Genomic DNA, 25,263 nt, shown 5'->3' on the forward strand with positions numbered 1-25,263 from the left:
GGGTAGGGGGGAGTGGGGCCCCAAACGACGTTTCACATCGTTTCAGCCTCGCAATCAATCCTCATTCAGAATTCGCCATTCGGTATTCGATATTCCGGCGGCGCCCGCCGGATGGTTTCCCCCCGGAGGGACCCCCCTTCCAGCGCTGCGCGTGCGCGCCGCGCCCCTGTTTCCCATTGATATTAACAATGGTTTGAAACGATTTGGAACACGACCCGCCCCCCGTTTGATTTCCGCTCTATAGATAAGGAGGCTTTATGCCATTTGAATCCGGACAATCAGGAAACCCCGATGGTCGCCCGAAGGGTGTTAAGAGCGGGCGAGTGCTTGCGCTCGGCGTGCTCGACGACCTGCTCAGGGATGAAGGTGCGTTGGAGACCCTCCGTGAAGGTCTTCAAAAATCGCTCGAACGCGATCCAGTCTGGTTTTTCCGCCGCATCATCATGCCGCTGCTTCCCAAGGACGCAACGGTTCAATTTGATAAAAAAGGAGCCATCCAATGGGTGCGCCTATCTACCATCCCTTTCCCGGACAGCTCACCATCCATCGATCTAAATCCCGCTTCCGGGTCGTCTGCACCGGGCGCCGTTTTGGAAAAACCCTCTGCCTTGCCGGAGAGATAATCGATCGTGGTGGTCTGGTGCCGGGAGACTATGGCTGGGTAGCACCCACCTACAACGTAGCGGAACGCGGGCGCGAAGCACTCTGCTCGCTACTGCCCGGTGCTTGCCGCTCTGTGGGCCGAACCCCGACGCGGGTGGAGTTTCTTTCGGAGAATGATGAGCTGGTCCGCGTCTGGTTCCTCTCCGCCGATAATCCCGAAAACATCCGGGGCTACGGATTCCGCGGTCTCGTTATCGATGAGGCGGCGCTGGTGCCGCTCGATGTCTGGAACTACATCCTGCGGCCCACCATTGCCCAAACCCTGGGCTGGGCGGTGTTCATTTCCACCCCCAAGGGGCGCAACTGGTTCTACGACATGTACACCCGTGGCAACGATCCGGAAGAACCTGACTTCGAGTCGTTTCATTTTCGAAGTAACGAGAGTAAATACTTCCCGGCTGAAGAATGGGATGAAGCACAGCGGACGCTTCCGGCCGATGTCTTCAAGCAGGAGTACGAAGCCGAATTCCTCGAAGATTCCGCCGGGGTCTTCCGCAAGGTATCGTCCTGCCTGATCCCCGAATCGGCTATTACCCGCGATGACCGCGCGGGGCCGGTGGTGATCGGATGCGACGTGGCCAAGTGCGCTTAACCCCGATTTTCGGACCACCGGCTTAAGTGGAACCTGCGTCCTCAACATGGTACAAAAGGACGCATGGAAATGGGAAGAAAACGAAGAACATTCACGGACAAGTTCAAGGCCAAGGTGGCGATTGAGGCCATCAAGGGCGTGAAGACATTGGCGGAGCTGGCATCGGAATATCAGGTCCATCCGAACCAGATTTCGGATTGGAAGAAGCAGTTGCTTTCGAATGCGCCGGATCTTTTTGCATCGGGGAAAAAGAAGCAGGCTCAAACGGAAGAAGAGCTTACGGCTCCACTTTACGAAGAGATCGGGCGTCTGAAGATGGACGTGAAGTGGCTCGAAAAAAAGCTATGAGCCTGCCGCTTTCAACGCGCCGCAGCTGGGTGGAGCCCGGCACCGATTATTCGGTTCGGCGGCAGTGTAGGCTCGCAGGCGTCCCCAGATCGGGCTTCTACTACGACCCCGCCCCGGAAACGCCGGAGAACCTGCTTCTGATGCGTTTGATCGACGAGCAGTATCTCCGGCATCCGGAGTTCGGCTATCCACGCATGACGGACTGGTTGCGTGATCAAGACTATGATGTCAATCACAAGCGGGTCGCCCGCCTCATGCAGCTGATGGGGATTCAGGCCATCACGCCCGGTCCGCACACGAGCAAGCCCGCCCCGAGGCACAAGATCTACCCTTATTTGCTGCGCAATGTGGACATCGAACGGGTGAACCAGGTTTGGAGTACGGACATCACCTACATCCCGATGCGGCATGGATACATGTACCTGACCGCCGTAATCGACTGGTACAGCCGCTATGTGCTCGCCTGGGAGCTCTCAAGCACCATGGAGAGCACGTTCTGCGTTGATGCGCTGGAGCGTGCGCTGACGCAGGGGAATCCGGAGATATTCAACACCGACCAAGGAAGCCAGTTCACCTCGAACGCCTTCACCGGTGTCCTGTTAAACGAGAACATCACCATCAGCATGGACGGGCGAGGCCGGGCGTTGGACAACGTATTCATCGAACGACTGTGGTGGTCGGTGAAGTATGAGAAAATCTATCCCGCATGCTATGCCGACGGGCATGCGTTGCATCGGGGCCTTGACAGCTATTTTAAATATTACAACCACGAGAGGAAGCACAGCGCTCTGGACAAACGCACCCCCGCCGAGGTATTCATGGAAGGAGCAGTCAGAACATGATCGCAAGTGATGCCGTCGCTGCGCTCCGCCCTCGGCCCTCCGGGCCGCCCCTTCGGGGACGGGCTCCGCTCCGCGACGGCATCATGGAAGGGCGGCTCGTTGGCCGCCAGAACACGGAACAGGGAACCGCAGGTTCCACCTTAAGTTCACCGATCCGTGGTTTAAGATTGGGGGTAGGCGCAAAGCATACCGACTTCACGGTCCTGATTGCCATGAACTCCCGCAATGGACGGTGCCTGGAGATGGAGCGGTTTAATCAGCTCGACTGGCCGGTGCAGAAGGATCGGATTCTGGCCTTCGCGCGCAAGTGGCGCGGCCGCCTGATCCTCGACGCCACCGGCGCCGGCGATCCTATCTACGATGATCTGGCCCGGCGCTACGGCAATATCGAACCCTTCAAGTTTACGTCGGTTTCAAAGGTGGAGGTGATCCAACGTTTGATTGTCGCGATCGAACAGCAAAAAGTTGGATGGCCCGAAGAATGGAAAGTGCTCACCAACGAACTGCAGCGCTACGAGTATGAAATCTCGCCCCGCGGCCATCTCTCCTACAACGCGCCATCCGGATTCCATGACGACTGCGTCATCGCGCTCGCACTTGCAAACCACCGCCGCTGGCAGACCGAATCCTGCGGGCCGTTGCTTCCCATACCGCCCGTGCACGGTCTCCGCTGCCGTTGGTTCCCACACCCTCGTGCTCTGGATTAACGACCAGAATCACTGGACAGTTAAACGAGCAATAAACTCTAATTTATTAATTATTTTTTCCGTGTTTAACTATTACCTGTGAATTCTGTTGGGGTTTAATCTTTATCTAAGAATGCATCAAAATCATCAGACATAATCTCATCAATTGCAGCATCTACGTCAGCTAGTTGATAGGATACCGTTTCCAGTAAATCCCATATCGCAGCGCATCGAGGGAACTCCCAGAGAGTTCGTTCCTCGTCATCAATAAATTCTAACTCAGCAAAATCCTCCCAAGTAAATCGAACTTCATCATGATATATTTTTGTAGTTTCTTTATAGAGACGAAGCTGTCTGCCGTTGAATGAGGTATAGTAGAACACCTCGACCTTACGGTCGGCACCAGCAAAATACTCAAGGTTTGCTGGAACTGTTTTCCACTCTAATTTACCTTCCTGGGTCAGACGATTTATCCGTTTGACAACTGTTTCAAAATCACGCTGTTTGTCAGGCATGGTTATAGCTCCAATTTGAATTTTCAATTTCGTTCTTAAGATCCGATTCAAGTGCGCGTAATGCCGAGTAAATCTCATATATGTCAGAATGAGATGCGGTATTAATTTGACGTTTAATCTTTCGAATACCTTTCCCTGTAAGTTTAGTACGCTTACGTATGTCTTTTTGGAGACGAGGGAGCAGGTGTGCTATCGTAATTTCCGATTCTGAAAGTACTACATGCACCTGATTACGATTGTCGCTAAACACCTTTGCATTAACCAACAGTGAGTTGAGGTCCTTAGCATGTTTGCCTACTGCTTTAAGCAGTTGAGGAACTCTAGCTTTAAATACGAAATGCCGTGTAATATGTCTCACGCTAAAGAGAACTCCAAGCGTTAAGAGAAGGCCGATTATGGAGCAGATGCTTCCAATATCCGCGATGACGGCTAGCAGTGTTTCAGACATCAGATCCCTTCATTTTTGCTACCCCACGTTAAAAGTGAGTCGCCGTGCACATAAACTTCGACCTACTCGACCGGCGTTTTCACGGTAGGCTCCAATTTCTTATTAGAATCAATTAATTCAATATTGTTAGGATCCATTTTTTCTATCGTGTCGAATTTCATGTTTAGGTGAACAGGATCATCTCTGACAACAAGGTTTGAGGTGAAGTCCATCTCTCGGTATGTGGTTTTCCCAAACTGATGAGCCTCGCTAAAAGGTATTGGAAAAAATGATAGCTGTAGTGATTCACCTGCAAGGGACAAATCTTTTTCGGATGGAATTATCGTCTGAAAAAAGAAGTTTTGGAAGGCGACGATCAAGATCATGTATGGAACCTTTTCTGATCCTTCCTTCCTTTTTAACAGCATGGCCTTAATGAATTTGTATGGATTATTTCCCGGAGTAAATGAAAACAGGCAAATCGCCGGTTTTATTATGGATGGAGTGTTTTCGTAATCTGTTACCTGTAGCCAATATTTTGCATTGATAAAATTTTTCAATTCAGCTTCTGGCATAATAGTAATTGCCATTTTGACGAAACATTTATACACGGCATTAGGGATATAGGGTTCTCTAGTTGTTTTGATGATAAGAGAGTTATTTTCTTCATCTAGTTCGGTGATTAAATCATCAATACTTTCTTGGAGTTGAAGAATCCCGTTTGTGTGGTCTATTCGTGCTGTCTTGGCTTTAGTCTTAAAAGAGGGAACTCCTTTTTTCCCAGAGACACGGCAAAGCGTTCTATAAACACTTAGATATTTGGCAAGATGATCTTCAATGGAGCTACTAAATTTTTCATTACACTCATCACATTCGTATTCCGAGTACAGCAATTTATTTCCAATCAACTCAGGGAATGCATGGGCAATTTTCTTAAAAGAAACTTCTTCTCTAGTTTTACCACAAAATCGGCATGAATCAGTCCTCTCTCCGAGGACTACTTTTTCATCGAGTAAATTAATGTCTACAATGGGGATGTAGTTCGCTTCAAAAAACTCATAGCGATCTTTCATTTCTTCCATGATTTCGTTCATAGATTTCTCATTCTAACATGGTTCTTGAGCATACTGCCGTTTTTTCTGCCAACAGCCTACCCAAGTGCCCAGTTCTAGCACTGAGTCGATTCGCTATTTTTCCTGTAGCTTGAGCTTACCGCCGGACTTGAGCCATTCCGTCAGAATGACCTTGCAGTATTTGCTGGTCGACAGGTGCATCGAGTTGGCCCGTTTTTCCAGTTCGTCAGCCATCTTTTTGCTCATGTTGATGCCGATCGTCTTCGTGTTCTTTCCAATAGGATTAGTTGCCATATTTTTCCTCCAAAAATAAATGAGGCATTTTACTGATGATCCGGACGACTGCAACTTGTTTCCGTCGTTTGATTTAGTAAGAAATACTAAGGCGTCGTTTCCGGTCCCATTTGATTTTCCCTCTATATATGAGGGGCTATGCGACCCGCGAGCGCAGCGACCAATAATTTGCGTTAGCAAATAGAGACCGAAGGGAACGGTTCAATCTATCAACAATGAAAATGATTGCTTTACAGAAAAACCACGGCTGGCGCGACGCCTACAATCCGCTGCGCGGACTCAACCTCTCGCGTTTAACCGCCCTGCAGGAAGCCGGCGAACGCGGGCAGTATGCCGACCTGCAATGGCTCTACTATTACATGGAGCGCTCCGACGCGATGATCCACTCCGTTATCCAGCGGCGCCGGGCCGCGTTGCTGTCTCTGGATTGGGATATCCGCATAGTTTCCCAGGCGCAGCACGATCCGCGCGCGCAGCAACAAGCCGACTTCCTCCGCATGGCCTACGACAACATCGACAACTTCCGCGAAGCGGTGTCGTTTCTCTTTACCGGTTTCTTCCGGGGCTTTGCCCATCTCGAAAAGCATTGGGCGGCGAACGGCCTGATTGAACGCCTTGAGCCAGTCGAACAATGGTTTTGGCTGCGCGATGGACTCTTCGGCGATTGGGAATACAACGCCGGGGCCAATCCCGGCACCCTGCGCGGGGAACCCATTGAGTCCGCCGACTTCATCATCCACGAGACCGCCGCTCTCGACCGCATCCTCAGCGTTCTCTATTTGCGCAAAAATCTCTCCCAGCGCGACTGGGATTCCTTTCTGTCAGTCTATGGCATTCCAGCTATCTTTCTGGTGGGGCCGCCCAACGTGCCCGAAGACAAGCAGAAGGAATATCAAACCATCGCCGAGCAGATCCTCTCCGATGGCCGTGGATTCCTGCCGCATGAAAGCGACATCAAATTTGTGAATGGGGGCGGTGACAAACCGCCGTTTCACGACCAAATCAAGTACCTAGACGAGCAGATCACCATCGCCGCCACCGGCGGGCTCTTGACCATGCTCGCCGAAGCCGGCAGCGGAACCCTGGCCGGCGGTGCCCATCAGGATACCTTTCTGCAAATCGCCAAATCCGACGCCGTCACGCTGGCCGGAGTGCTACAAAACGCCATCGACGTGCCCCTGCTGCAGCAACACTTCCCCGGCCAGCCCGTGCAGGCCTATTTTGAATTCTCGCCCAACCTCACGCAGGAAACCCGCCAGGTCGTGCAGGACGCCCTGCTGCTGAAGGCCGCCGGACTAGAAGTCAAACCCGAGGAAATTTCCGAAAAGACCGGCTATTCGCTTACCCAGTCTCCCGAACGGTAGGGCGGCCTCGCCGAGACCGCCGATCCGTAGAACGGGCATCCTGCCCGTAATCCCGCACGCTTTTCCCTAAAACCAACATTCATCAACGATCAACTTTTTGCACAAGCTGCATAAGATTCCATCCCCTGATGCGTACTTACTATTAAATGGGCACTTTTTTTGAGCTGCCTCTAGTAAAAAATACTAAAGCATTGCTTGTGTATATTTTGTATAAATTAAGCTTTGCGAATCAATCAGTTTGATCAGGCGCATCAAAAGCGTAATTTCCGTTTGAGGCGGAGTTACATCCGCTCTCGAGATGGGGATATACTATGCGAACAAAATGGGTTCTATTGATATTTGCTTCTTTATGCATGTCGTTGGGGGTATTTGCTGGTGGCGTGACCATTATTACGCATGGGTATACCATTTTAGATGATCAGATAATTGATCATCAATGGATGCATCGTCTAGGGGATGAAATCGCCAACCGTACGGGCAACCCCTCTTCAGTATTCAGAATTACGTATACACTAGAATATAATGAATTCACAAAAGTAATATCTCTTGGAGATGTTGAGACAGCGGGGCCTTGGTTGGGCGGTTCTGCACACAATGGCGAGACTATTATAATTCTTGATTGGAGAGATTTTTCGGATCTCACCCCAGCACTTAAGACCGGTGAAATAGCAGATTATTTTATTCATGAAATTTTTATGGATCTGTTCAGTGGGAAATATCTTGCGGAACAACCCATTCATCTCATCGGCCATAGCAGAGGTGCCTCAATGATGTGCGGAATGTCTCAAGCGCTTGGATACTATGGTCTCTACGTAGACCAATTAACATTACTCGACCCCCATCCTGTCGAAGCTGGGTTGGCAAATGATGCTGATGCGGAGGCTTATGAAAACGTTCTCTTTTGTGATAATTATTGGCAGGAAGTGGACTTCCCTCGCGGGGAGACAGTTAGCGGTGCCTATAATCGTGAGTTACCTTTGTTACTTAATGGGTATCTCAACAACCACTCAGATATTCATTTGTGGTATCATGGTACTGTTGATCATGTAGGTGATGCTGTTGCTGGTAACAAGACTCTTTACTCAACAATGCGAGAATCGTGGTATGGCACTGGTGAAGGAAGTGGAGCTACTGCCGGATTCTATTTCAGTCGTATATCCGGCGTAGGTTCCCGTCTCCAAACCAGTACGCCAACAGTAAAGGATGGGTATCATAACGCTTATGTAAGTAGTGGAGGGGGGGCGCGAGTTGATTTGGACTGGAGCCACGCAACTTGGCCTAACTTACTGGAACTGGAAATTACACATGATGGGGATAAACTATCCAAAGAACGGCGACATGTGGCCATTGGCGACGTACTTTCGATAAAGTACACCTATCAGGATTATGACAGCAATGTGTCCATCAATTTTTACCGCGATGATGATACGAATCCCTACAACGGGAATAGCGGTGAAATAAGTGCCCTTGCAACGACCAAAACCAGCACAGGAAAGAATGGGGTATCCCACACGGCCACGTGGAATACATCCGGGATGGCAGATGATCCAGAAGCGTATGTTTATGCAAAAATTCAGGATACCCATCACGCACGCTATCTTTACGCTCAGCCGATACTAGAGCTTTTGAACCAACCAGATATTCCCGGTAGCCAGGAAATAGTTGAAGAGGCCATTGCTGACACGATACTCGATGAGTTTAATCCAGATGGTAATTTCGGCAGTTTGACCTACCTTCAGACAAAGTATAATTGGACGGGCGGCCTTGGAGAAAACAGCCACATACTTATGAAGTTCGACCTTAGTGAGATTCCAGAAGGCAGCACCGTTAACGATGCAGAATTGACCTTATACTGTGAGTATGTGTCTGAAGCCGATAATTCCATTTATATTACCGAATGTGATACCGCTTGGAATGAGACTAGCGCAACCTGGAACAACTATTCAGGACAGGGCTATGACTTTATAATTATTCAGGAGGATGTTTCTGCCAATAGCTTGGTAACAATTAATAATGATATCTTAGATGATTTGATTGCTGATCAAATAAATAATAGCAATCATGGACTGGTTGTTAGGGCAAACAAATCCTATACTGCTTATGAATTTCGGTCGCGTGAAAACGCGGCAGGATCTAAGCCTTCACTCACAGTTAACTTTACCCCGCCAGCTCCTCCAGACCTTATTGTTACAGAGGTCAGCCCGGATGAACCACCACAAGAAGGAACGTTTTATGTGGGTCAAAGCGTTGACTGGAATACTACTGTTAAAAACGTAGGTTCTGGCCCAGCTCCAAGTAGCAAGGTTGGTTATTATATTGGTACAAGTTCGTCCGACTTATCCAGCCGATTTGATCGTGACACAATTGATGCTCTAGAGTTTGGTGAATCAGACGGGGCACAAGACTCCTATACGTTTACAGAGGCGGACGTTGGAACCCGCTACGTGATCTGCAAAGCCGATTATCTTGAGGATTTTGATGAATCCAATGAATCCAACAACACCAAAGCTTACGGTCCTTTTACGGTAGTCCGCAAACCTCCTGAAAATGTCTTAGGAATTTCTGCTTTAGGAATGGATTTCGCAGCTTTAGTTGCTTGGAGGAATCCTGATGACCCAAATTTTCAGGGAGTTAAAATAATCCGGAAAACGGATGGTTATCCCGATGATCCAAATGATGGTGACGAGGTGTATAATGGAACGGGGAGTGATGCGGGGTATTATGATGGTTCTACTGGAGTGACTTATCCGTTCACATATCAGTCTGGCTTGATAATTGTTGATGATGATCTCAGTAACGATATCGAATATTATTATACAGCATATTCTTACGATGCATACGGAAACTATTCCAGTGGTGTTAACACTCATGCGATGCCACATATTACACCAACTCACTATATTTCATTCGATGGTGCGAACGAATATCCTTTTTCTACGCCAGAAACTGCCACGTCTAATTTCCAATACGGGGTAGTCCTCGCGCGGGATGGCGATACGGTCTTTGTGAGTAATGGGGTTTATCTGCTGTCATCTGAAATTAAGGTTTCTCAGGATATTACGATTCAAAGCGTCAATGGGCCGGCTGTGACGATTGTTGACGGAGGCGGTTCTAACCGTTGCTTCAACCTTGGCAGTACTGCCTGTACCATCAGTGGCCTTACCATTATGAACGGCTCGACTACCAGTCGGGGGGGTGGAATCTATCACGGATACCTCTTATCTTCGCCTGCCACGGCTACTAACTGCGTAATCACGGGTAATTCTGCAGCGTATGGAGGGGGTATAGGTGGTGGTGTTGTGGCGAACAACTGCACCATTAGTGAAAATTCAGCCACACATTACGGCGGGGGAATGTATTACGGCGCTGCGAACAACTGCACCATAATTGGTAATTCAGCAAAATATGGCGGTGGAGCATATAGATCACCTGCGAATAACAGTACAATCGTCGGGAATTCCGCTTCTGTATACGGTGGCGGTATGCGAAACGGCACGGCACAAAATTCCATAATTTGGTATAATCAATCAGATGGATACGGTGCGAATCTATATGGTTCTGTCACTGCGACCAATTCCTGTTCGCCGGATGTGCAGCACGGTATTTCCGGCAATATCACCAACGTTCCAGTGCTCGTGTCCGCATCGCACATTGCCTCAAACTCTCCCTGTATTGGGGCTGGTAATATGACTTATGCGACGGGAACAGACATCGACGGGGAGCCTTGGCTTAATCCACCCTCGATCGGTTGCGATGAATACCACGGTTCCGAGAGCGTTACTGGAGAAGTGTCTGTTGTTATTGGCGGAACGCTGGATGCGGAGATATATAAGCCTGCAATGCTTGTGGCCAATATCAGTGGGAATGTAAATGGCCATGTTTGGGATTTTGGCGATGGAACAACCGAAACAAATAATCCTTTCCCTGTCCATGTATGGGAATCCGCCGGAGCTTATGACGTTGTTCTAACAGCCTTCAACCAGACCTATCCATCGGGCATCTCCGATACTCAAACCGTGCATGTTATTGTTGCGTATGAGGATTCATCTAATTTTGCCTATACAACTAACTCGGATGATACGATTACGATTACAGATTATTATGGTTCCAGTGACGTTCTGGTTATTCCTGACACGATCAGTAGCTTGCCTGTAAGTGTGCTAGATTATCGCGCGTTTTGGGGGGCTCCCATGTCAACGCTTATTATGCCAAATACAGTAACGAATATAGGAACTCAGGCATTCGCTGACTGCCCAAATCTTACAACTGTCACAATATCAAGCAATGTTTCTAGCATTGGGAGTGCGCCCTTTCAGGAGTGCATTGGACTGCAAATGATTTCTGTAGATCAGAATAATGGCTTCTATAGCAGTATTGATGGCGTGTTACTGACTTTCGACCAAACTCAGTTGACTCAGTACCCGTGTGGAAAAGCTGGGGAATATACTGTTCCAGAAACTGTCATTAGTATTAATGAATATGCATTTCGATACGCTGCAAACCTTGCCAGCGTTGTGATCCCTGATAATGTTGTCAGCATTGCCTCGTACGCCTTTGGATCGTGTCCTAATTTGACCAATGTCGTGATAGGAACTGTAAGTAGCATTCATGAGTGGAGCTTTCAGTATAGCGAAAATCTCCGATCAATCACTGTAGATCCAGCCAATCCCAACTATTGCAGTGCTAATGGGATTTTGTACAACAAGAGCAAGACCAGACTGATTCAATATGGCGGTGGCATAGCTGGGTTATGTGAGATTCCGGCAAGCGTTACTTCTATTAACCATGATGGACTAATGTCTTCGTATTTATATTCTTTTTCGGTCGCTGCTGGTAATTCAGTCTATTGCAGTGTGGACGGTGTTCTTTTCGATAAGGACAAAACAACCTTGGTCAAATTTCCTGGAAGTAGAGATGGTTCTTGCACCATCCCCGACGGCACAATGATAATTGGCAGAAAGGCATTTGGATATTGTAAAGTACTATCTACCCTTTCCGTTCCAGCTAGCGTGACTACCATAGAGAGCTTCGCATTTTGGCACTGCTACAACTTAACTGGCATCTACTTTAGAGGAGATGCACCTTCAGTTGGCTCCTCAATATTTGCATTATCTTATGACACAACCGTCTATTATTCACTAGACAGTTCAGGGTGGAGTACAAGTTTTTCTGGGCACCCAACTGTATTGTGGAATCCATTGATAAATGCCAGTAATGGCACCATAGGCATTCATTACAACAGCTTTATGTTGTCCGTTGATGGTGCAGGTAGTGAGCACATTAAAGTCGAAGCGTGCACCAATCTAACAGATTTCGTTTGGGAGCCAGTTGCCATCACAAACCTGACCGGTGGTACGGTTAGTTTTAGTGATCACGACTACACAAACCACCCCACTCGTTTTTACCGCCTTAATATGCCGTAGCAGTCCTGCAATCTCTCCCAATTAGCGTCCACTTGTCCGCCGCAACCTTGGCGTAGGTGGATTCGCGGTTTTCCAATCCTCGTCCGCACCGCTCTCTGAGTCCTCCGCGCCTTAAAATCCGTGTTACTCGGTGTCCATCCGTGGCCCCAATTCTCGTCCGCACCGCCTTAGAGTCCTTTGTGTCTTAGCGGTTAATTCCCATTCGCGTCTATTGGCGTCCATTAGCGGTTCCGTTTGATTTTTCACCTTAGGGTGAGATGAATTTAATCCTCAATCGCAATTTTGAACTGCCCGATGATGGTTGGTACCAACTAGCACCGCTGGGCGAGTTTCCGCACAACGCTGCCGGAATAACTCAGTTGATCGACGCTGCCGCCTGCACCCGCATGGTGTCCGCGTTTGAAAACGCGCGCGGCCAGTCGGAAAACTTTCCCGGACTGCTGATCGACTTTGATCATTTTTCGCTCGATGCGGAAAAGCACTCCGAAGCGGCGGGCTGGATCACCGATTTGACTTTCCGTAATTCCTCGCCGTCCGCTGACCTCTGTTCTCCGTCCTCTGGAAGCGGCCTCTGGGCCGCGATCCGCTGGAGCGATGTCGGCGAAGCCGCCGTCCGGGGAGGGCGCTATCGCTTTCTTTCGCCCGTCTGGGCCCGCACCGACTGCGAGGATCTTGGCGACAACCGCCTCCGTCCGGTTCGCCTGCTTAATGCCGCAGTCACCAACGACCCCAATCTGAAGGGAATTTTGCCCCTTTCCAATCGCGCCAAAGATGCCTCGTTTGAAAATTCATCTACTTATAAGGACCCCAACCTAACTCAGGAGGAATTAATGAAAGCCATTGTCGATGCCTTGCTCAAGAAGCTGGATCTGCCGCCGGAAGCCGATACCGAGGTAATTCAGTCCGCCATTGCGAATATTACCCCGTCCGGCGAAGTCGAAGCACTGCTTAACCGCGCGGAGTCCGCCGAATCCAAAATCGCCGATCTCGAAAAGGCGCAGCTTGAAGCCGATGCCGATGCTTTCCTTGAAGAGCACTCCGATGTCATCGAAAACCGCGACGAAGTCCGTGCGCAGTTTATTGAAAACCGCCAGCTTACCGAGGCGGTATTCAAAAACCTCAAAACCCCGGAACCGGTAAAGAAACCGGCAGCGGATACCCGCCGCCCGTTGCATAACCGGGAATCCAAAATCAAGGCGACGCATAATCGCGACGCCCAGCCCGGCGAAGCCCAGGCCGTCAAAATCCGCAACCGCGCCAGCGAAATCATGAAAACCGAAGGCGTGGGTTATACCGATGCCTTCCGCCGCGCCGAGCAGGAACTCTCTGCCTAAGCCCAATACATTTTTTACCTACTAAAAGGAGAAAACCATGTCCCAGACCAATGTAAGAACTGGCCAAATCCCATACCGATGCGCCACCGACCTGTCCGCTGCAAAAGATCGACTGGTAAAGCTGACTACGACAGGGATGGCCCTGCCTCAATACGATGACCTTCCGCACTATCTCGTTCTCGAGGGTGCTGCCGCAGGCGAAACTGGCTCATTCCTTCCGCTTTCACCACTGCAGAATGTCCGTATCCAGCTTGAGGGAACCTGTTCGCCCGGCAACACTCTCATTTTGAGCAACACTTCCTTCGGAGCCGTGAAGGTGGTCGATACCGAAGAGGACTGGACTGAAGTCGGCATCGCCGAAGAAGCGGGGGTGGATGGTCAGCTTGTTTTGATGCGCCCGATCAGCCCGCGCTACGGAACAATCTAACCCCGTCACCTAACGTACCGCCGGCTTCCAGCCGTCCCCGTCCGCCCATGAACTTAACAACCTAACAACTTAACACTTAACAACCGAAACCGGAGGTTTCTCATGTCCCGTTTATCCGAAATCAGTACCAACCCCATGCTTCGCCAGTTCGCCCAGGGCGCTGCGCAAAGCGCCATCATGCCCGTGGCCGACTTCATCGCCCCGACCATCGAGGTGCCCACCTCGACCGGGCGCTACAAGAAATACACCGAGAAGAACCGCTTCCATATTCCGAAGACGCTTCGCACCCTCGGTGGCCGCGCGTCCGAACTTCGCTTTGAAGTAAACGACGAAACCTACAACTGTGAGCCCCATGCCCTCGACTACCCGGTCGACAACCTGGAACAGCTCGAAGCCCAGGGGCTGGAAAACATGCTGCGCGAAGGCGCCGTCGCCGTGGCCGAAGTCGCCGCGCTCGCTCACGAAAAATCGGTGATCGATCTCGCGGTCGAAGCCGTGGGGCCCGGCAGCGACCTTACGTGGAATGACGCCGCCGATCCGGTGGCCGACATTGACGACGCTATCCTCGATGTGATCAAGGCCTGCAAGTACGGCTCGCTGATGGGTGTAGGCGTACTGTTCGGTGCCAGCGCATGGAACGTCTTCAAGAACCAGGCCAAGGTACGCGGACGTTTCGTCGTCGGTTCCGGTGCCCGTACCGGCGTCGGTCTCGCCGTGCCCACCCAGGCCAATGCCGGCCAGATGTTCATCGGCTCGCCGGAAGTCCGCACCAGTTACATGGTGTACGACGACGCGCCCGAAGGCATCGACGAGGATATCAACTTCCTGCTCGACTCCGCCGTGCTCGTATTCGCCCGTAAGGCGCAGCCTTCCCGGCGTGACCCGTCGTTCATGAAAACCTTCCGCCTCATGAACCAGTTCATGGTGCCGGGGTCCTACATGCGTGACGACGGCCGCGTCGAAGTCGCCAAGTTCGACTGGTCCGAGGACGTCAAGGTGTGCAACAACGCCGCCGCCCACCGCCTCAACATCGCCACCGCATAAGGGTAGGGGCAATCCTCGTGGTTGCCCCTCTCTTTTCGTTCAACTTTTCAACCTTTAACGGTTTCAACGATTAACCATGTCCTGGTCATTGATAACATCTGATTATGTGGTTTCCGCCTTCAGCCCGGGCTTGGCCGCGGACTATCAACAATGGCTCGCGTCTAACCCCGACAAGGCCGGGCGGCTGGGTGAGATTGCCTCTATGGTAGTGGGGGAATTTCGCGCGGCTCTTGCATCCAACCCGGAAACCGTGATGGATACCACCGAGGGCACCTTACCCCCGTCCTGCCTGCGCCACGCATCCAACATCATCATCTTCCAGTTGAAAGGGGAGATGGATCAAACCCTGACCGAGGCCGAAAACGCCGCCGCCATTCGCGCCGACGTCTTCCTTCGCGGCATCTGGATGGAATCCATCCCCGCCGGTTCAGCCGCCGTTACTCAGACCCCGTCCTATGCCGGCCCGCACGAATTCCAGGAGTTCGCCCAATGAATCTTTTCTCTTTGAGGTCTATGCGTTCCTTCGCGGCAAATAAATCCCGCCCGCACCGTTTTCGTGTACTTCGTGTATTTAGTGGTTCCAAACCTCGCCCGCACCGGCTCTTGTCTTCGTGCTTCTTGCGCCCCTTTGTGGCCATCAAAAATATCCCGCACCGCCTCCGTCTCTCCGTGCCCTCCGTGGTAAAGAAAGCAGCATCCAAGCATCCAGTATCCAGCATCCAGCTCCTCTCCGCTCTCTGCCTCTTCGTGGTAATCATCATTCCTGTAGTGGCCCCGGCCTCAACAACCGAACCCCCAACACCCGTCGAGCAAGGCATCACGCCACCGCCGTTCCCAACATCCATCGTGGAAACCAACGAAGCCGACGGCCTAATCCTGGCCTCACCAACACCCGTGGTCTACGTCACCAACACCGTCTACATCATCCCATCCAACACCGTCATCCGCATCCAGGTGCGTGACCGCCTCGACTCTGGCGACTGGTTTGAGCCCGTCGTATTCAAATCCCGCACCGACTACAAATTCTTCCGCGTCCTCTTCGAAACCGAGGCCACCCCGTGAACCCATCGAATGTAGGACATGGTTGTCTTGCGGAAGCTCAGACTCGCTGCACGTCCAGATTGTCTTCACCCGCACTGCAACGTACCGCAGGCGGCCCGCCTGCCACGTCCGCACAGCCTGCCCGTTCCCGTCCGTGTTTGTCCGTGGCCCCCTCCGATTTATCGCTCATCTCCGCGCGCACCCTCTCCGCCATTCTCCGCGACGAACAACTCGGCGAAGAGCGCGCCCGGAAACAAAACAACCGGACACTAAAGAACCGTCTCCGCAGCTACATCCAACACCATCGCATCCCCGATCCACCAACCGTACCGCAGGCCGCTGGCCTGCCCCCGTCTTCTGGAGAGTCGGGGTGTGCCGTGGGCTCGCTCCGCGTCACCCCGACCGCACCACCTGTGGACGATGCTTCCAGCTTCGTTTCATCCGCAGCGGGTAGGGCGGGCTGTCCCAGCGCGCCGCCTCTTCCGGCGCAGCCCGCGTTTGCATAGCATCACGCGGTTAGTCCGTTAAATCCAGCAGAGAATCTTTCATGAAACCTCCCCCTGACACCCGACACCCGACACCTGACACCTGCGGCAGCTCGCTACCGGACGGCTGCCAACAGCGCTTTGACCGCATCGACGAAAAGCTCGAGGAAATCCACACCCACGCCGTAAAAACCAATGGCCGTGTCACCAAACTCGAACGGTGGTCACTCGTATTTATTACAGCACTCATTGTTTTTCTTTCAACGAATCCGGATGGGGCTTTGCGTCTTATGACCATACTTTCCAAATGGTTTTGATAAACTGATACCAATTGATTAAACACCAGACTTCTTTCATAGTGGTTCAGTTGCATACTGTAACCGACTCTTAATTAATGAAAAGGATGGTGGGTAATGCCTGTTCAACTTACCGGGGAACAGAGGAGAGTGCTTACGCTCCCTCCCAACAACCCTATTCAGATCAAGGGAGTTGCTGGCAGTGGAAAAACCACAGTTTCCATCTATCGGGCAAAGCATTTGCTTGATACAGAGCGTGAGCTTTTCAAAGCGTCAAGGGTTCTAGTGTTTTCCTATACCAAAAGCCTTGTTTCCTTCATTAAGAGTATTTTGAGGGATTCACTTCATAACACGGAAATTGAAGTGTCGACCTTCCATCAATGGGCGTACCGCTTCCTGCGAAGCAAAGGTCGGCTAGATGGCATGGAAGTATTGTCTCGCTGGCAAGATCGAGACAGTATTATTCGTGTTGTCCGAGCCAAGGCTGTAGATAGGTTCAGTCAATTGAAGTTGTTCCAAAAAACGGATCAATTTTTTCTAGATGAGTTTGAATGGATGAAGGGGAAGGGATTGAAGGTTTCCTCTGAATATCTCGAGGCCCAACGTGTTGGCCGTGGCGCAACGGACCGTTTAACACAGCACAACCGCCAAGTGATTTGGTTTATGTTTTACCATTATCGGGAAGAGCTAAAGAGGCGCAGTTTAATCGACTTTGCCGACTTCGCTCTATTGGTTGCTGATGTAATTTCATCTTCAGAGAGTTTTGAGGCCCCATATACGCATATAGTAATTGATGAGGCCCAAGACTTAACAAAGATGCAGATTTCAGTAATAGCGAAACTCGTGAGCTCTGACACGAACAGTATTACAATCGTAGCCGATGCGGCGCAGAAAATCTATAAGAGTGGATTTACTTGGACAGAAGTTGGGATCAATGTCCGCGGGGGTCGTACCATTGAATTCAAGAAAAACTATCGCAATACGCGGGAAATTGCGGAGGCCGCTTATTCCGTTCTCCAGCATGATTTGCGTCCCGATGAACTAACTGTAGCTGAGCTGCCAGATCGCCCTGGTCGGTTGCCGGAATTACACCTCTTGGGATCCACAGCCTTACAATTCTCTCTACTTGCAGAAATTCTGAAAGGTATTGATTTAACCAAAATTTCAACTGCTATACTTCATCGGCAGCGAAGGGGGTTGGCACAATACCGTGATTGGGCTCGTGATTATTTAGGCTTAGAGGGGCTCATCATTCAAGAGGCTAATGATTGGATCGGTGATACAGGGCTGTATTTTTGTCCGATGCCCTCCGCTAAGGGTCTTGAATTCGACACGGTCATACTGATTGATTTTAACGATTGCTTTTTCCCTCACCCTCCTGGCTTTTCGGATCCGGACGATGAAGAGCACCTAAATACAGAACGTCGGCTACTCTATACATCAATGACACGTGCAAAAAATGAGCTCTATTTCATCTCCTCAGACGCAGTTCCGAGCCGTTTTGTAAGCGATATTGATCCAAAAAAAATCATCACGGTTACATAAAATGAACCTTAAACCCGATGCCCAAAAGTTTGCGGATGAGATCCTGAGAAGGAAAATTACTTCTCTAGTTCATTTTACGCCCGCTCTCAATCTAACGAGCATTTTTGAGGGTGGAGAAATTATAAGTAGGCAACGTTTGGATTTGCTCAGAAAAGATGCCCCCCAATTACATTTAGATGACTATGTTGAGTTGAATGACGCGATTCGCTTAGATGGTCGTCCAGATTACATCAATCTCTCGGTTCAATTTCCCAATTTCAGGCTTTTTGAACGTTTCCGGCAAAAGCATAGAGATGATGTCGATGCCTGGGCGATAATCCTCATCAAGCCCGTATGCATTCAGTGGAATGATACTCTTTTTTCTGTCTATAACGCTGCCTCTCGTTGCGCCAAGGACCAGGGGATCGGGGGCTCATTCCAGCATTTTCAGCAAATGTTCAAAAATAATTTATCCCTCTATAACCAGTCATCATCATGGGTCGAGATGAGAACAGGTTTGGCGGAATGCTATCCAACATCTATTCAAGCCGAAGTCCTGGTGAAAACTAGAATCCCAAATGAATGCATTACATCAATTGTTTTTCAGTCGGCAGAATTGGCGGGACGATATAGAGCTGCGGCCGGTATTTTTGGGGATACGTCAAGCATACCCTTTATTGCCAATGCAGAATTATTTGGGCGCGCACGCGCGCAGGAGGCTTTAAATGGCATTTAGACCTGCTTTCAGTGTTTCTTTGGAATCCCAAGTTTATGTGCTCATTGAGGATGTTGATTTTCAGTGGGTTCCCGGCATGGCCGTTTCACAAAAACAAAAATGCATCTCGTCCATGCATTCCGCAATTCTTCAGGTATCGCCTGAATCAGAAATACTTGAAATTTCTAGCAAATCACTCAACCCGCTTGGGGTTGCCCTTAGTGCATTTAACTTAGGCTTTAAACACAAGCAGTATGCGCTAACCGTTGAAACAGCGTTTCAGGGCAGTAAATGTTTTGAGAAAGGGGGGCCTTATAGAGAGATTTATGGAATGACATCGCGCGAAGCTAAGAAATTTTTTAAAGAGAAGGATTTGGGGGCACTTGTGCGGTTCTCGTTTTTTGGGGAGGAGTGGCCGTTACAACCCAGAACCATATTCTACGATTGGCTTTACCTAAATGTGTTGCACAGGAATTCGGATTTATCGTCTGAAATTTTAAAGTTCAATACTTTTACAGATATAGAGTTTAATCCAAAAAAATCATTAAATTGCCAAGCCCATGCCGCAGCCCTTTATGTTTCACTTTGCCGCCGCGGTATTTTGGAGTCCGTTCTCGCAGATAAGGAACACTACAAGGATCTGATGGCCAAGTCCTCGAAATATGAACGAGACTTTTTTCAATGAGCACAATGGGTAGGCCGATTTGATTTCCCGACTTTAAGTAAGGAGGTAATAGCCATGCTTAAAGTCATACTAGCCAAAATCGGAATCAGCCTGTTCCGCTATCTGCCGCTGGAGCAGATCGTCGCCAAGCTGCTGACCGGAGTCATCCAGAAGCTGCTGGCGTCCCGCCGGGCCACCAAGTTGGTCGACCGTGTCCGCAAAACCGTAACCCACCTAAATGAACTGACCGCCCTCATCGAGCCGATGCTTGACGATCAGGCCGTCACCGGCGACGAGGCCCGTTCCATGTACGACCACGTCAACCAGACGCGCCTTGAAATTCTCCAAACCTGGAGCAAAGGCGATTCCGCCAAGGAACTCGAAGCACAACTTCCATAGAGGGATTCATAATCGGCGGGGAGGGGAGCGTTCACGCGCTCCCTTTTTTTGTAGCTGCTATCAATCAGTATGAAGACACTCTGAAAGCTTCGGGGGAAACTTCGTATTGAGGCCATCAAAAACCATCCAGTTTCATCTTTTTTCATTTCCCCTTGCTCCCCGCATTTCATTTGGTAACATACTTGTGTTGAGGCTGATAACTGAATCAGCATGAAACATAATGTGTTTGAAAGACTGTTTTCGGGACGTAGAAGTCGCTGGTTCGAATCCAGTCGCCCCGACCATTCTTTCCTCTTGGCATTCAATGCCTTATGCAAGTCGCCTGTTTCTGCCATTCCTCTGATTCGCGGGAAGTTTGGTGGAAAGTTTGGTTTTTCGCCGTTTGATTTCCCGCCTTGTTTCAACATCGCGCATTGCGCTTAACAAGGAGACGGATCATGGGACTGGAACTGAGAAGGAATAAAAACAAGGCACTTCGCTCGAAGTGGTGGTATGGCCGATACGACATAAATGGAAAGCGCCATTGCGTAAACCTAGGGATCCAAGTGCAGGGCAATCCGCCCAAGAGTCTCCGCAAGACCGGGGATATGGATTTTGAATGCTCCCGCTCCCTAGCCCAGGCGAAACTCGACGGTTTGATTCGCGAAGCCCGGAGTCAAAAAGTTGCCGAAAAGCACCTCGAAGAGCTCTATGAGCTAAAAGCGGGCTCTTCCATCGAGCAGATTCCTTTGGCCGATATTGAATCCTGCTGGCTGAACCTGCCCAGCCGGAAGCGGCGCACGGAGCTCTGGGAGAAAAACCAGTGCACCACGCTCCGCAAATTCCGCAAGTTGATCCAAGCGCGGCACCCGCAGGTAAAATATGTTTCACAGATCACCCCCAGGATGGCGCAGGAATGGCTGCGGCACCTCGACGAGCTCGGCTATGCCGCCGCCACCTACAACGACAAGCTGCACCTGCTCAAAGGCTTTTTCGACCGGATTGGGCACGATGCCGGCGTTGGCCGCAATCCGTTTGCGGGATGCCCAACCAAACTCAAGACCACGGTGCACCACCAGCCCTTCACGCTCGATGAGCTCAATCGAATCCTGAAACACGCCGACGGGGTCATGCGCTCCATCTTCATTGTCGGCATGTGAACCGCCATGCGGCAGGGCGACTGCTGCCAGCTCAAGTGGGAGGACGTCGATCTGCTGGGAGCCTTCATCTCCGTTAAAACCTCCAAGACCGGCGAGACGGCGGAGATCCCGCTATTTCCGGCCCTGCGCGAAGAGATCGAACGGTAGCCCCATACCAGCGAATATGTATTCCCCGAAGCGGCAAAGTTCTACCAAAGCAAAAACTTCAGTATCTCCTGGCGGGTCAAACAGGTGCTCAAGGCCGCCAGCATTAAAACCGACCTCGAATGCGAAGATCGCATCCAGAATGCCACCGTCAAAGGATTCCACTCGCTTCGAACCACCTGGATCACCATGGCGCTTAGTGCCGGGGTGCCTATGGAACTGGTACGCCGCGTCACAGGCCACTCCACGGTTGAGGTGGTGCTGAAATACTATTTCCGGCCCGACCGCGAAGCTTTCCGCAATGCCCTGGAATCCTCGATGCCCGGATTGCTGACACAGGGAGCCGGCCTTGTTGAGCGGCAGCCCCTGCAGGAGCTCGAGCGTCTTGCTCGGGAGGCACCTAACCTGGATAAATCCGAGTTGCTCGAACGACTCCGCTCTCTCACCGATCAAATCGCTGCCTAACCGAAGATCGTGCCCTTTATAAAGGTGCATGGCACATGACTTTGAAGATCCCTATAAAGAAAAGCATCTTACGCCGGAGCAATGGGAGCGGGAGGCTTATCGGTTGTGGCAATCGGCGGAGTCGCCGGAGGAGGTGAAGGAACGGCTGGAGGGTGAACACATCGTGCGGTTGGTGGCGGTTCATTTTCTGGTGCTTCTTTCCCGCCGCCAGCAACAGGTGGTGCGGCTTTATTGTCTCGATGGTCTCACGCAGGTGGAAATCGCGGAAAAGCTCGGAATCACCCAGCAAACGGTGCAGCAGCATCTAATGGGCAAGCTTCGGAATGGGCGGCTTGTCGGCGGCGCTTTCCGCAGACTGCGCAAGGCGATCCACAAGGAGGCCGTGGCTCGTGAGGGGAGACGCGATCCCCGCACTCGCAGTGCCTTTGTGGTTAACCGCCATTTGATTTTTCACCTTTGGGTGAGGAAATCATGCGACCAATTTATCTCCAGAAAAACCACGGCTGGCGCGACGCCTACAATCCGCTTCGCGGGCTGAACTTGTCCCGCCTTACCGCCCTACAGGAAGCGGGCGAGCGCGGCCAGTATGCCGACCTGCAATGGCTCTATTATTACATGGAGCGATCCGACGTCATGATCCACTCCGTCATCTCAATTAGGGGCCGGGATAGGTGTAGGTGATAATGGCCGCACCACCGTGGGCCAAGGTGCTGGGTGCAGTGAGAAACATATCCAAATAGTATACATACTGGGAATTATCCACAGTGCTGTTGGAGATGGTGCTATCAGTCAGTACGGCTGTTGCACCGGACTGGGAGTAACACTCTGCCATATAGGCGGCAGATCCGGCAAGCGTACGACGAACGAGCCTCAATCTGGCATAGTCTCCTTCCCCCGCTGTAACCGCATTCCATTCGACGCTGGTTACAGTCGCTCCGTGAGGCAGGGAAACTCCCGCATAAAACCACGCATTGTTAACAGACGGATAAATCCAGGTGCCGTCATTGTTGTACCCCGTGGAACTGGCGGATGGATGAAAAGCCGCGGCCGACACAGAGGCATACCCCGTTTGAGGAGTATTATATGTAATGCTTCCATTCACTTTCAGGTTGCCGTTTACATGCAGTGTTGCTTCGGGCGTGGTCGTGTGAATGCCGATGTAGCCTGTCGCCCTGTCGAATGCCATAACATTTATGTTGCCATAGCCTAAGCCTGCGTCTGATTCCCTTCGAAGCCACAGGTCATCGTCATTGAGCCATGGAGCCGTAAACAGGCTCCAATACTTTGCACCGCCTTTTCTTAAATATAATCCCTGCGCCTGATTGGTGGCGACATTCATAGAGATGTCTCCGGCGACCTCCAGCTTATCCAGGGGGCTTCCCCCTGTTCCGATACCGACTTTCCCATCGGATTGCACCTTGAAACGAGGTCCTAAGCTGGAGTCCAGAACATTGAATGAGCTGGATCCGTTGTTGGAATCGAGCGTGACGGTGACATCTTCGGCCCGAACGGGCTGCAACAGGCAAAACGCTGCTGTTGCTGATAGTAATATTCTGTGTTGGGCATTCATGGTATTCCTCCTGTTGAGATGCTTGCGTTATCTTCCCTCAAACCGACCATACTAGGTTGTTCACTCTTCCTGCTCTATTCTGTGCGTTCAACGGTTCCGTGTATGAACGTTGTATCAATCAGAACACTCCAATTGGAAAGACCCAGATAGTTGGTTGGTGGCTGCGCCGACATATCTTCGAAAACCGGTGTGGTGCGCAGCGAAACATCCTCGCCGAAATAAATGCTGTAGGTCCTCCCTGCAACGCTGGGCCACTCAACCCTGAAATCGTCGTCACCCAGATAAACCAGTTTCAGTGCAAAGGTTGACGATCCGTCCGTCGGATCGGTTCCCGCAACGAGTTCTTCCCCGTTGGTCATGCCATCGTCATCCCCATGCCCGTCAGGATCGGTTCCCGTGCGCACAGAGAAATATTCAAGCTCGTACCAATCGGGCAGACCGTTGCTGTCGGAGTCTCCCGTGGTGTGGGTTAGTAGCAGGTCGATGCTGTCGCCGGTTGATATCGCCCAGTCCGCTTCATCAGCTGGGGTCAGGGAGAACAGCAGATAGAAACCATCGCTGGCATCAATGATCCATTGGTTGACCGGTATGGCGCTGCTGCTTTTACTCGGATCGACGGTGCAGGTGCCTCCGACGAAGCCGGTGATATCCAACTTGTCGCATTGTGTGTGGCTGGTCGCATGGCAGCGGAAGGTGGAACCTGCCAGGAAGTCCACATTTCCAGCAATGGTCAACGTGGTTGGGCTAGGTGTCGAGACCGCAGGATTGACCGTTCCCTCCACGGTTACATTGCCGTCAATCATGCCCGGGCCTCCAAGTATTGCGCCCGCGTCAACATGCAGTTCGTCAACGGAAAGTGATGCCCCGACAAAAAGGCTGCCACCGTGAACATCCATTCTGCTGATGGCGTTTGCCTTATGGGATACCATCAATAACGGGATGAGAAGCAGTCCTGCAGACTGTCGCCACGCACCGGAGTGGCGTTTAATGACTTCACGAATGTGATTTTTCATCTCTACCTCCAGTTCTCTGAAACTCCTAGCCGGAGATATACGCCGATCGTGTAGGTATGCAAGAGTAAAATCCGCGTCATAGAATAGGTATTTAAATTCGTATTTGGTGCCGTGGTTTCGTGAAGAAAAATCCCTTTAAAACAAAGTCTTTGCGCCTCCTGCTGTCCGCTGTCGTCTGACCTCCGTCCTCTGTGTCACGCCCCCGTTTGATTCCCGTACTTTAAATAGAGAAATGTTTTCCGCGGCGAAGGGGTCGGCGAAGGGGTCGGTCCCGTAATCTAGTAATCCGCGTCGTTTTCTTTTTTGAACGATGCCCAAAGTTCACCCCTTGCAAAGGGTCAGAACGCTTTTCTCGTCATATCGACCCCGTTTAGCAGTTGCCAAGCCCTCCAATTTGGATTTTGTGCAAAAAGGAATTTTGAGCCTGTAAAAATTCCTTAAGCATCATGAAGTAGCTCCACGAAACACCGGATCTCTGTCCAGGAATCTGCATGATATTGCGCTTCAGTGCTTCGTTATCACGCGCAACAGGAATATCATGAAAACGGTTCACGCCATGTTTCGCCAGGGCTGTGGCAAACCGTCTCACAGCTACCGCTTTGAGGCTTCCATTCCGAGATGCCGTTACCGGGGCGTGCGGTGTTTGCCCGTTCGGCGGGGCAGACGGGCCGCCTGCGGTATGGCAAGCGGTACGCCGGCGGTGTGTCTGCGTGTTTCATGGAAGCTCGGGTGGATTGAGCGGCCCAGCCGCCCTGCTGCGACCGTGTCGCCGCTTC

The 25,263-nt window shown here is 51.0% G+C and carries 28 protein-coding genes; 21 read left to right on the plus strand and 7 right to left on the minus strand.

The features are described from left to right. Window positions 1–257: 257 nt before the first annotated feature. From E9954_RS32555 to E9954_RS15715, 4 genes are all read left to right on the plus strand, one after another. Window positions 258–623 carry a hypothetical protein gene (locus tag E9954_RS32555; protein ID WP_168442316.1) on the plus strand — a complete coding sequence of 122 codons (366 nt, stop codon included), beginning with the start codon at window positions 258–260 and terminating at the stop codon, window positions 621–623. A gap of 17 nt (window positions 624–640) precedes the next feature. Continuing rightward, window positions 641–1,255 carry a terminase large subunit domain-containing protein gene (locus E9954_RS15705; RefSeq protein ID WP_168442317.1) on the plus strand — a complete coding sequence of 205 codons (615 nt, stop codon included), beginning with the start codon at window positions 641–643 and terminating at the stop codon, window positions 1,253–1,255. A 69-nt stretch (window positions 1,256–1,324) separates the two neighbouring features. Then, a protein-coding gene (locus E9954_RS15710; protein ID WP_407947718.1) for an IS3 family transposase occupies window positions 1,325–2,445 on the plus strand; the annotation gives its coding sequence in 2 pieces (ribosomal slippage) (window positions 1,325–1,588 and window positions 1,591–2,445; 1,119 coding nt in all). Next, a complete protein-coding gene (locus E9954_RS15715) occupies window positions 2,442–3,152 on the plus strand; it encodes a hypothetical protein (RefSeq protein WP_136080259.1) in 711 nt (236 codons plus the stop codon). The genes E9954_RS15710 and E9954_RS15715 overlap by 4 nt, the downstream gene beginning before the upstream one ends. Before the next feature lie 95 nt (window positions 3,153–3,247). Here E9954_RS15715 and E9954_RS15720 read toward each other — a convergent pair whose 3' ends face one another. From E9954_RS15720 to E9954_RS15735, 4 genes are all read right to left on the minus strand, one after another. Then, window positions 3,248–3,646, minus strand: coding sequence for a hypothetical protein (locus E9954_RS15720; RefSeq protein ID WP_136080260.1), 399 nt, complete (start codon window positions 3,644–3,646; stop codon window positions 3,248–3,250). Next, complete coding sequence (locus E9954_RS15725; protein ID WP_136080261.1) at window positions 3,639–4,094, minus strand: hypothetical protein; 456 nt, start codon at window positions 4,092–4,094, stop codon at window positions 3,639–3,641. Before E9954_RS15725 ends, E9954_RS15720 begins: the two co-directional genes overlap by 8 nt. Window positions 4,095–4,156: 62 nt before the next feature. Continuing rightward, on the minus strand, window positions 4,157–5,167 hold the full coding sequence (locus E9954_RS15730) for an HNH endonuclease (RefSeq protein WP_136080262.1): 1,011 nt from the start codon (window positions 5,165–5,167) through the stop codon (window positions 4,157–4,159). A 93-nt stretch (window positions 5,168–5,260) separates the two neighbouring features. After that, on the minus strand, window positions 5,261–5,440 hold the full coding sequence (locus tag E9954_RS15735; RefSeq protein ID WP_136080263.1) for a hypothetical protein: 180 nt from the start codon (window positions 5,438–5,440) through the stop codon (window positions 5,261–5,263). Between the two features lie 221 nt (window positions 5,441–5,661). On the opposite strand from E9954_RS15735, the gene E9954_RS15740 reads away from it, so the two are divergent. From E9954_RS15740 to E9954_RS15815, 17 genes are all read left to right on the plus strand, one after another. Beyond that, on the plus strand, window positions 5,662–6,804 hold the full coding sequence (locus E9954_RS15740) for a phage portal protein family protein (RefSeq protein WP_168442318.1): 1,143 nt from the start codon (window positions 5,662–5,664) through the stop codon (window positions 6,802–6,804). A 311-nt stretch (window positions 6,805–7,115) separates the two neighbouring features. Further along, on the plus strand, window positions 7,116–12,227 hold the full coding sequence (locus E9954_RS15745; protein WP_136080265.1) for a leucine-rich repeat protein: 5,112 nt from the start codon (window positions 7,116–7,118) through the stop codon (window positions 12,225–12,227). A 257-nt stretch (window positions 12,228–12,484) separates the two neighbouring features. Next, on the plus strand, window positions 12,485–13,561 hold the full coding sequence (locus E9954_RS15750; RefSeq protein ID WP_136080266.1) for a phage protease: 1,077 nt from the start codon (window positions 12,485–12,487) through the stop codon (window positions 13,559–13,561). Window positions 13,562–13,598: 37 nt separating this feature from the next. Next, on the plus strand, window positions 13,599–13,988 hold the full coding sequence (locus E9954_RS15755; protein WP_136080267.1) for a hypothetical protein: 390 nt from the start codon (window positions 13,599–13,601) through the stop codon (window positions 13,986–13,988). 102 nt (window positions 13,989–14,090) lie between these two features. Continuing rightward, window positions 14,091–15,032, plus strand: coding sequence for a hypothetical protein (locus tag E9954_RS15760; RefSeq protein ID WP_136080268.1), 942 nt, complete (start codon window positions 14,091–14,093; stop codon window positions 15,030–15,032). 76 nt (window positions 15,033–15,108) lie between these two features. Beyond that, entirely contained in the window at window positions 15,109–15,525 is a 417-nt protein-coding gene (locus E9954_RS15765) for a hypothetical protein (protein WP_136080269.1), read from the plus strand. 185 nt (window positions 15,526–15,710) lie between these two features. Next, window positions 15,711–16,094 carry a hypothetical protein gene (locus tag E9954_RS15770; RefSeq protein ID WP_136080270.1) on the plus strand — a complete coding sequence of 128 codons (384 nt, stop codon included), beginning with the start codon at window positions 15,711–15,713 and terminating at the stop codon, window positions 16,092–16,094. 143 nt (window positions 16,095–16,237) lie between these two features. After that, window positions 16,238–16,579 (plus strand): hypothetical protein, encoded by a 342-nt coding sequence (locus tag E9954_RS15775; RefSeq protein ID WP_136080271.1) that lies wholly within the window; start codon window positions 16,238–16,240, stop codon window positions 16,577–16,579. Between the two features lie 41 nt (window positions 16,580–16,620). Then, window positions 16,621–16,875, plus strand: coding sequence for a hypothetical protein (locus tag E9954_RS15780; RefSeq protein ID WP_136080272.1), 255 nt, complete (start codon window positions 16,621–16,623; stop codon window positions 16,873–16,875). Window positions 16,876–16,971: 96 nt separating this feature from the next. Then, window positions 16,972–18,399 (plus strand): UvrD-helicase domain-containing protein, encoded by a 1,428-nt coding sequence (locus tag E9954_RS15785; protein WP_136080273.1) that lies wholly within the window; start codon window positions 16,972–16,974, stop codon window positions 18,397–18,399. Window position 18,400: 1 nt separating this feature from the next. After that, the gene (locus E9954_RS15790; RefSeq protein ID WP_136080274.1) at window positions 18,401–19,114 is read left to right on the plus strand and encodes a DarT ssDNA thymidine ADP-ribosyltransferase family protein; all 714 of its coding nucleotides are present in this window, start codon (window positions 18,401–18,403) and stop codon (window positions 19,112–19,114) included. Then, on the plus strand, window positions 19,104–19,778 hold the full coding sequence (locus tag E9954_RS15795) for a DarT1-associated NADAR antitoxin family protein (protein WP_136080275.1): 675 nt from the start codon (window positions 19,104–19,106) through the stop codon (window positions 19,776–19,778). The genes E9954_RS15790 and E9954_RS15795 overlap by 11 nt, the downstream gene beginning before the upstream one ends. Window positions 19,779–19,832: 54 nt before the next feature. Next, on the plus strand, window positions 19,833–20,156 hold the full coding sequence (locus E9954_RS15800) for a hypothetical protein (RefSeq protein WP_136080276.1): 324 nt from the start codon (window positions 19,833–19,835) through the stop codon (window positions 20,154–20,156). Between the two features lie 437 nt (window positions 20,157–20,593). Continuing rightward, window positions 20,594–21,295: a hypothetical protein gene (locus E9954_RS15805; RefSeq protein ID WP_136080277.1), complete on the plus strand. Its 702-nt coding sequence runs from the start codon at window positions 20,594–20,596 to the stop codon at window positions 21,293–21,295. 6 nt (window positions 21,296–21,301) lie between these two features. After that, window positions 21,302–21,442 (plus strand): hypothetical protein, encoded by a 141-nt coding sequence (locus E9954_RS32560; RefSeq protein ID WP_168442319.1) that lies wholly within the window; start codon window positions 21,302–21,304, stop codon window positions 21,440–21,442. 84 nt (window positions 21,443–21,526) lie between these two features. Next, entirely contained in the window at window positions 21,527–21,904 is a 378-nt protein-coding gene (locus E9954_RS15810) for a hypothetical protein (RefSeq protein WP_136080278.1), read from the plus strand. A gap of 28 nt (window positions 21,905–21,932) precedes the next feature. Further along, on the plus strand, window positions 21,933–22,442 hold the full coding sequence (locus tag E9954_RS15815; protein WP_136080279.1) for a sigma-70 family RNA polymerase sigma factor: 510 nt from the start codon (window positions 21,933–21,935) through the stop codon (window positions 22,440–22,442). 117 nt (window positions 22,443–22,559) lie between these two features. On the opposite strand, the gene E9954_RS15820 is transcribed toward E9954_RS15815, so the two are convergent. The 3 genes from E9954_RS15820 to E9954_RS15830 form a co-directional block, all read right to left on the minus strand. Beyond that, window positions 22,560–23,474 carry a hypothetical protein gene (locus E9954_RS15820; RefSeq protein WP_136080280.1) on the minus strand — a complete coding sequence of 305 codons (915 nt, stop codon included), beginning with the start codon at window positions 23,472–23,474 and terminating at the stop codon, window positions 22,560–22,562. A 74-nt stretch (window positions 23,475–23,548) separates the two neighbouring features. Then, the gene (locus tag E9954_RS15825) at window positions 23,549–24,487 is read right to left on the minus strand and encodes a hypothetical protein (RefSeq protein ID WP_136080281.1); all 939 of its coding nucleotides are present in this window, start codon (window positions 24,485–24,487) and stop codon (window positions 23,549–23,551) included. A gap of 370 nt (window positions 24,488–24,857) precedes the next feature. Beyond that, the gene (locus E9954_RS15830; RefSeq protein ID WP_136080282.1) at window positions 24,858–25,076 is read right to left on the minus strand and encodes a hypothetical protein; all 219 of its coding nucleotides are present in this window, start codon (window positions 25,074–25,076) and stop codon (window positions 24,858–24,860) included. Window positions 25,077–25,263: the final 187 nt, after the last annotated feature.

Source organism: Pontiella desulfatans, from assembly GCF_900890425.1.
Taxonomy (GTDB): Bacteria; Verrucomicrobiota; Kiritimatiellia; order Kiritimatiellales; family Pontiellaceae; genus Pontiella; species Pontiella desulfatans.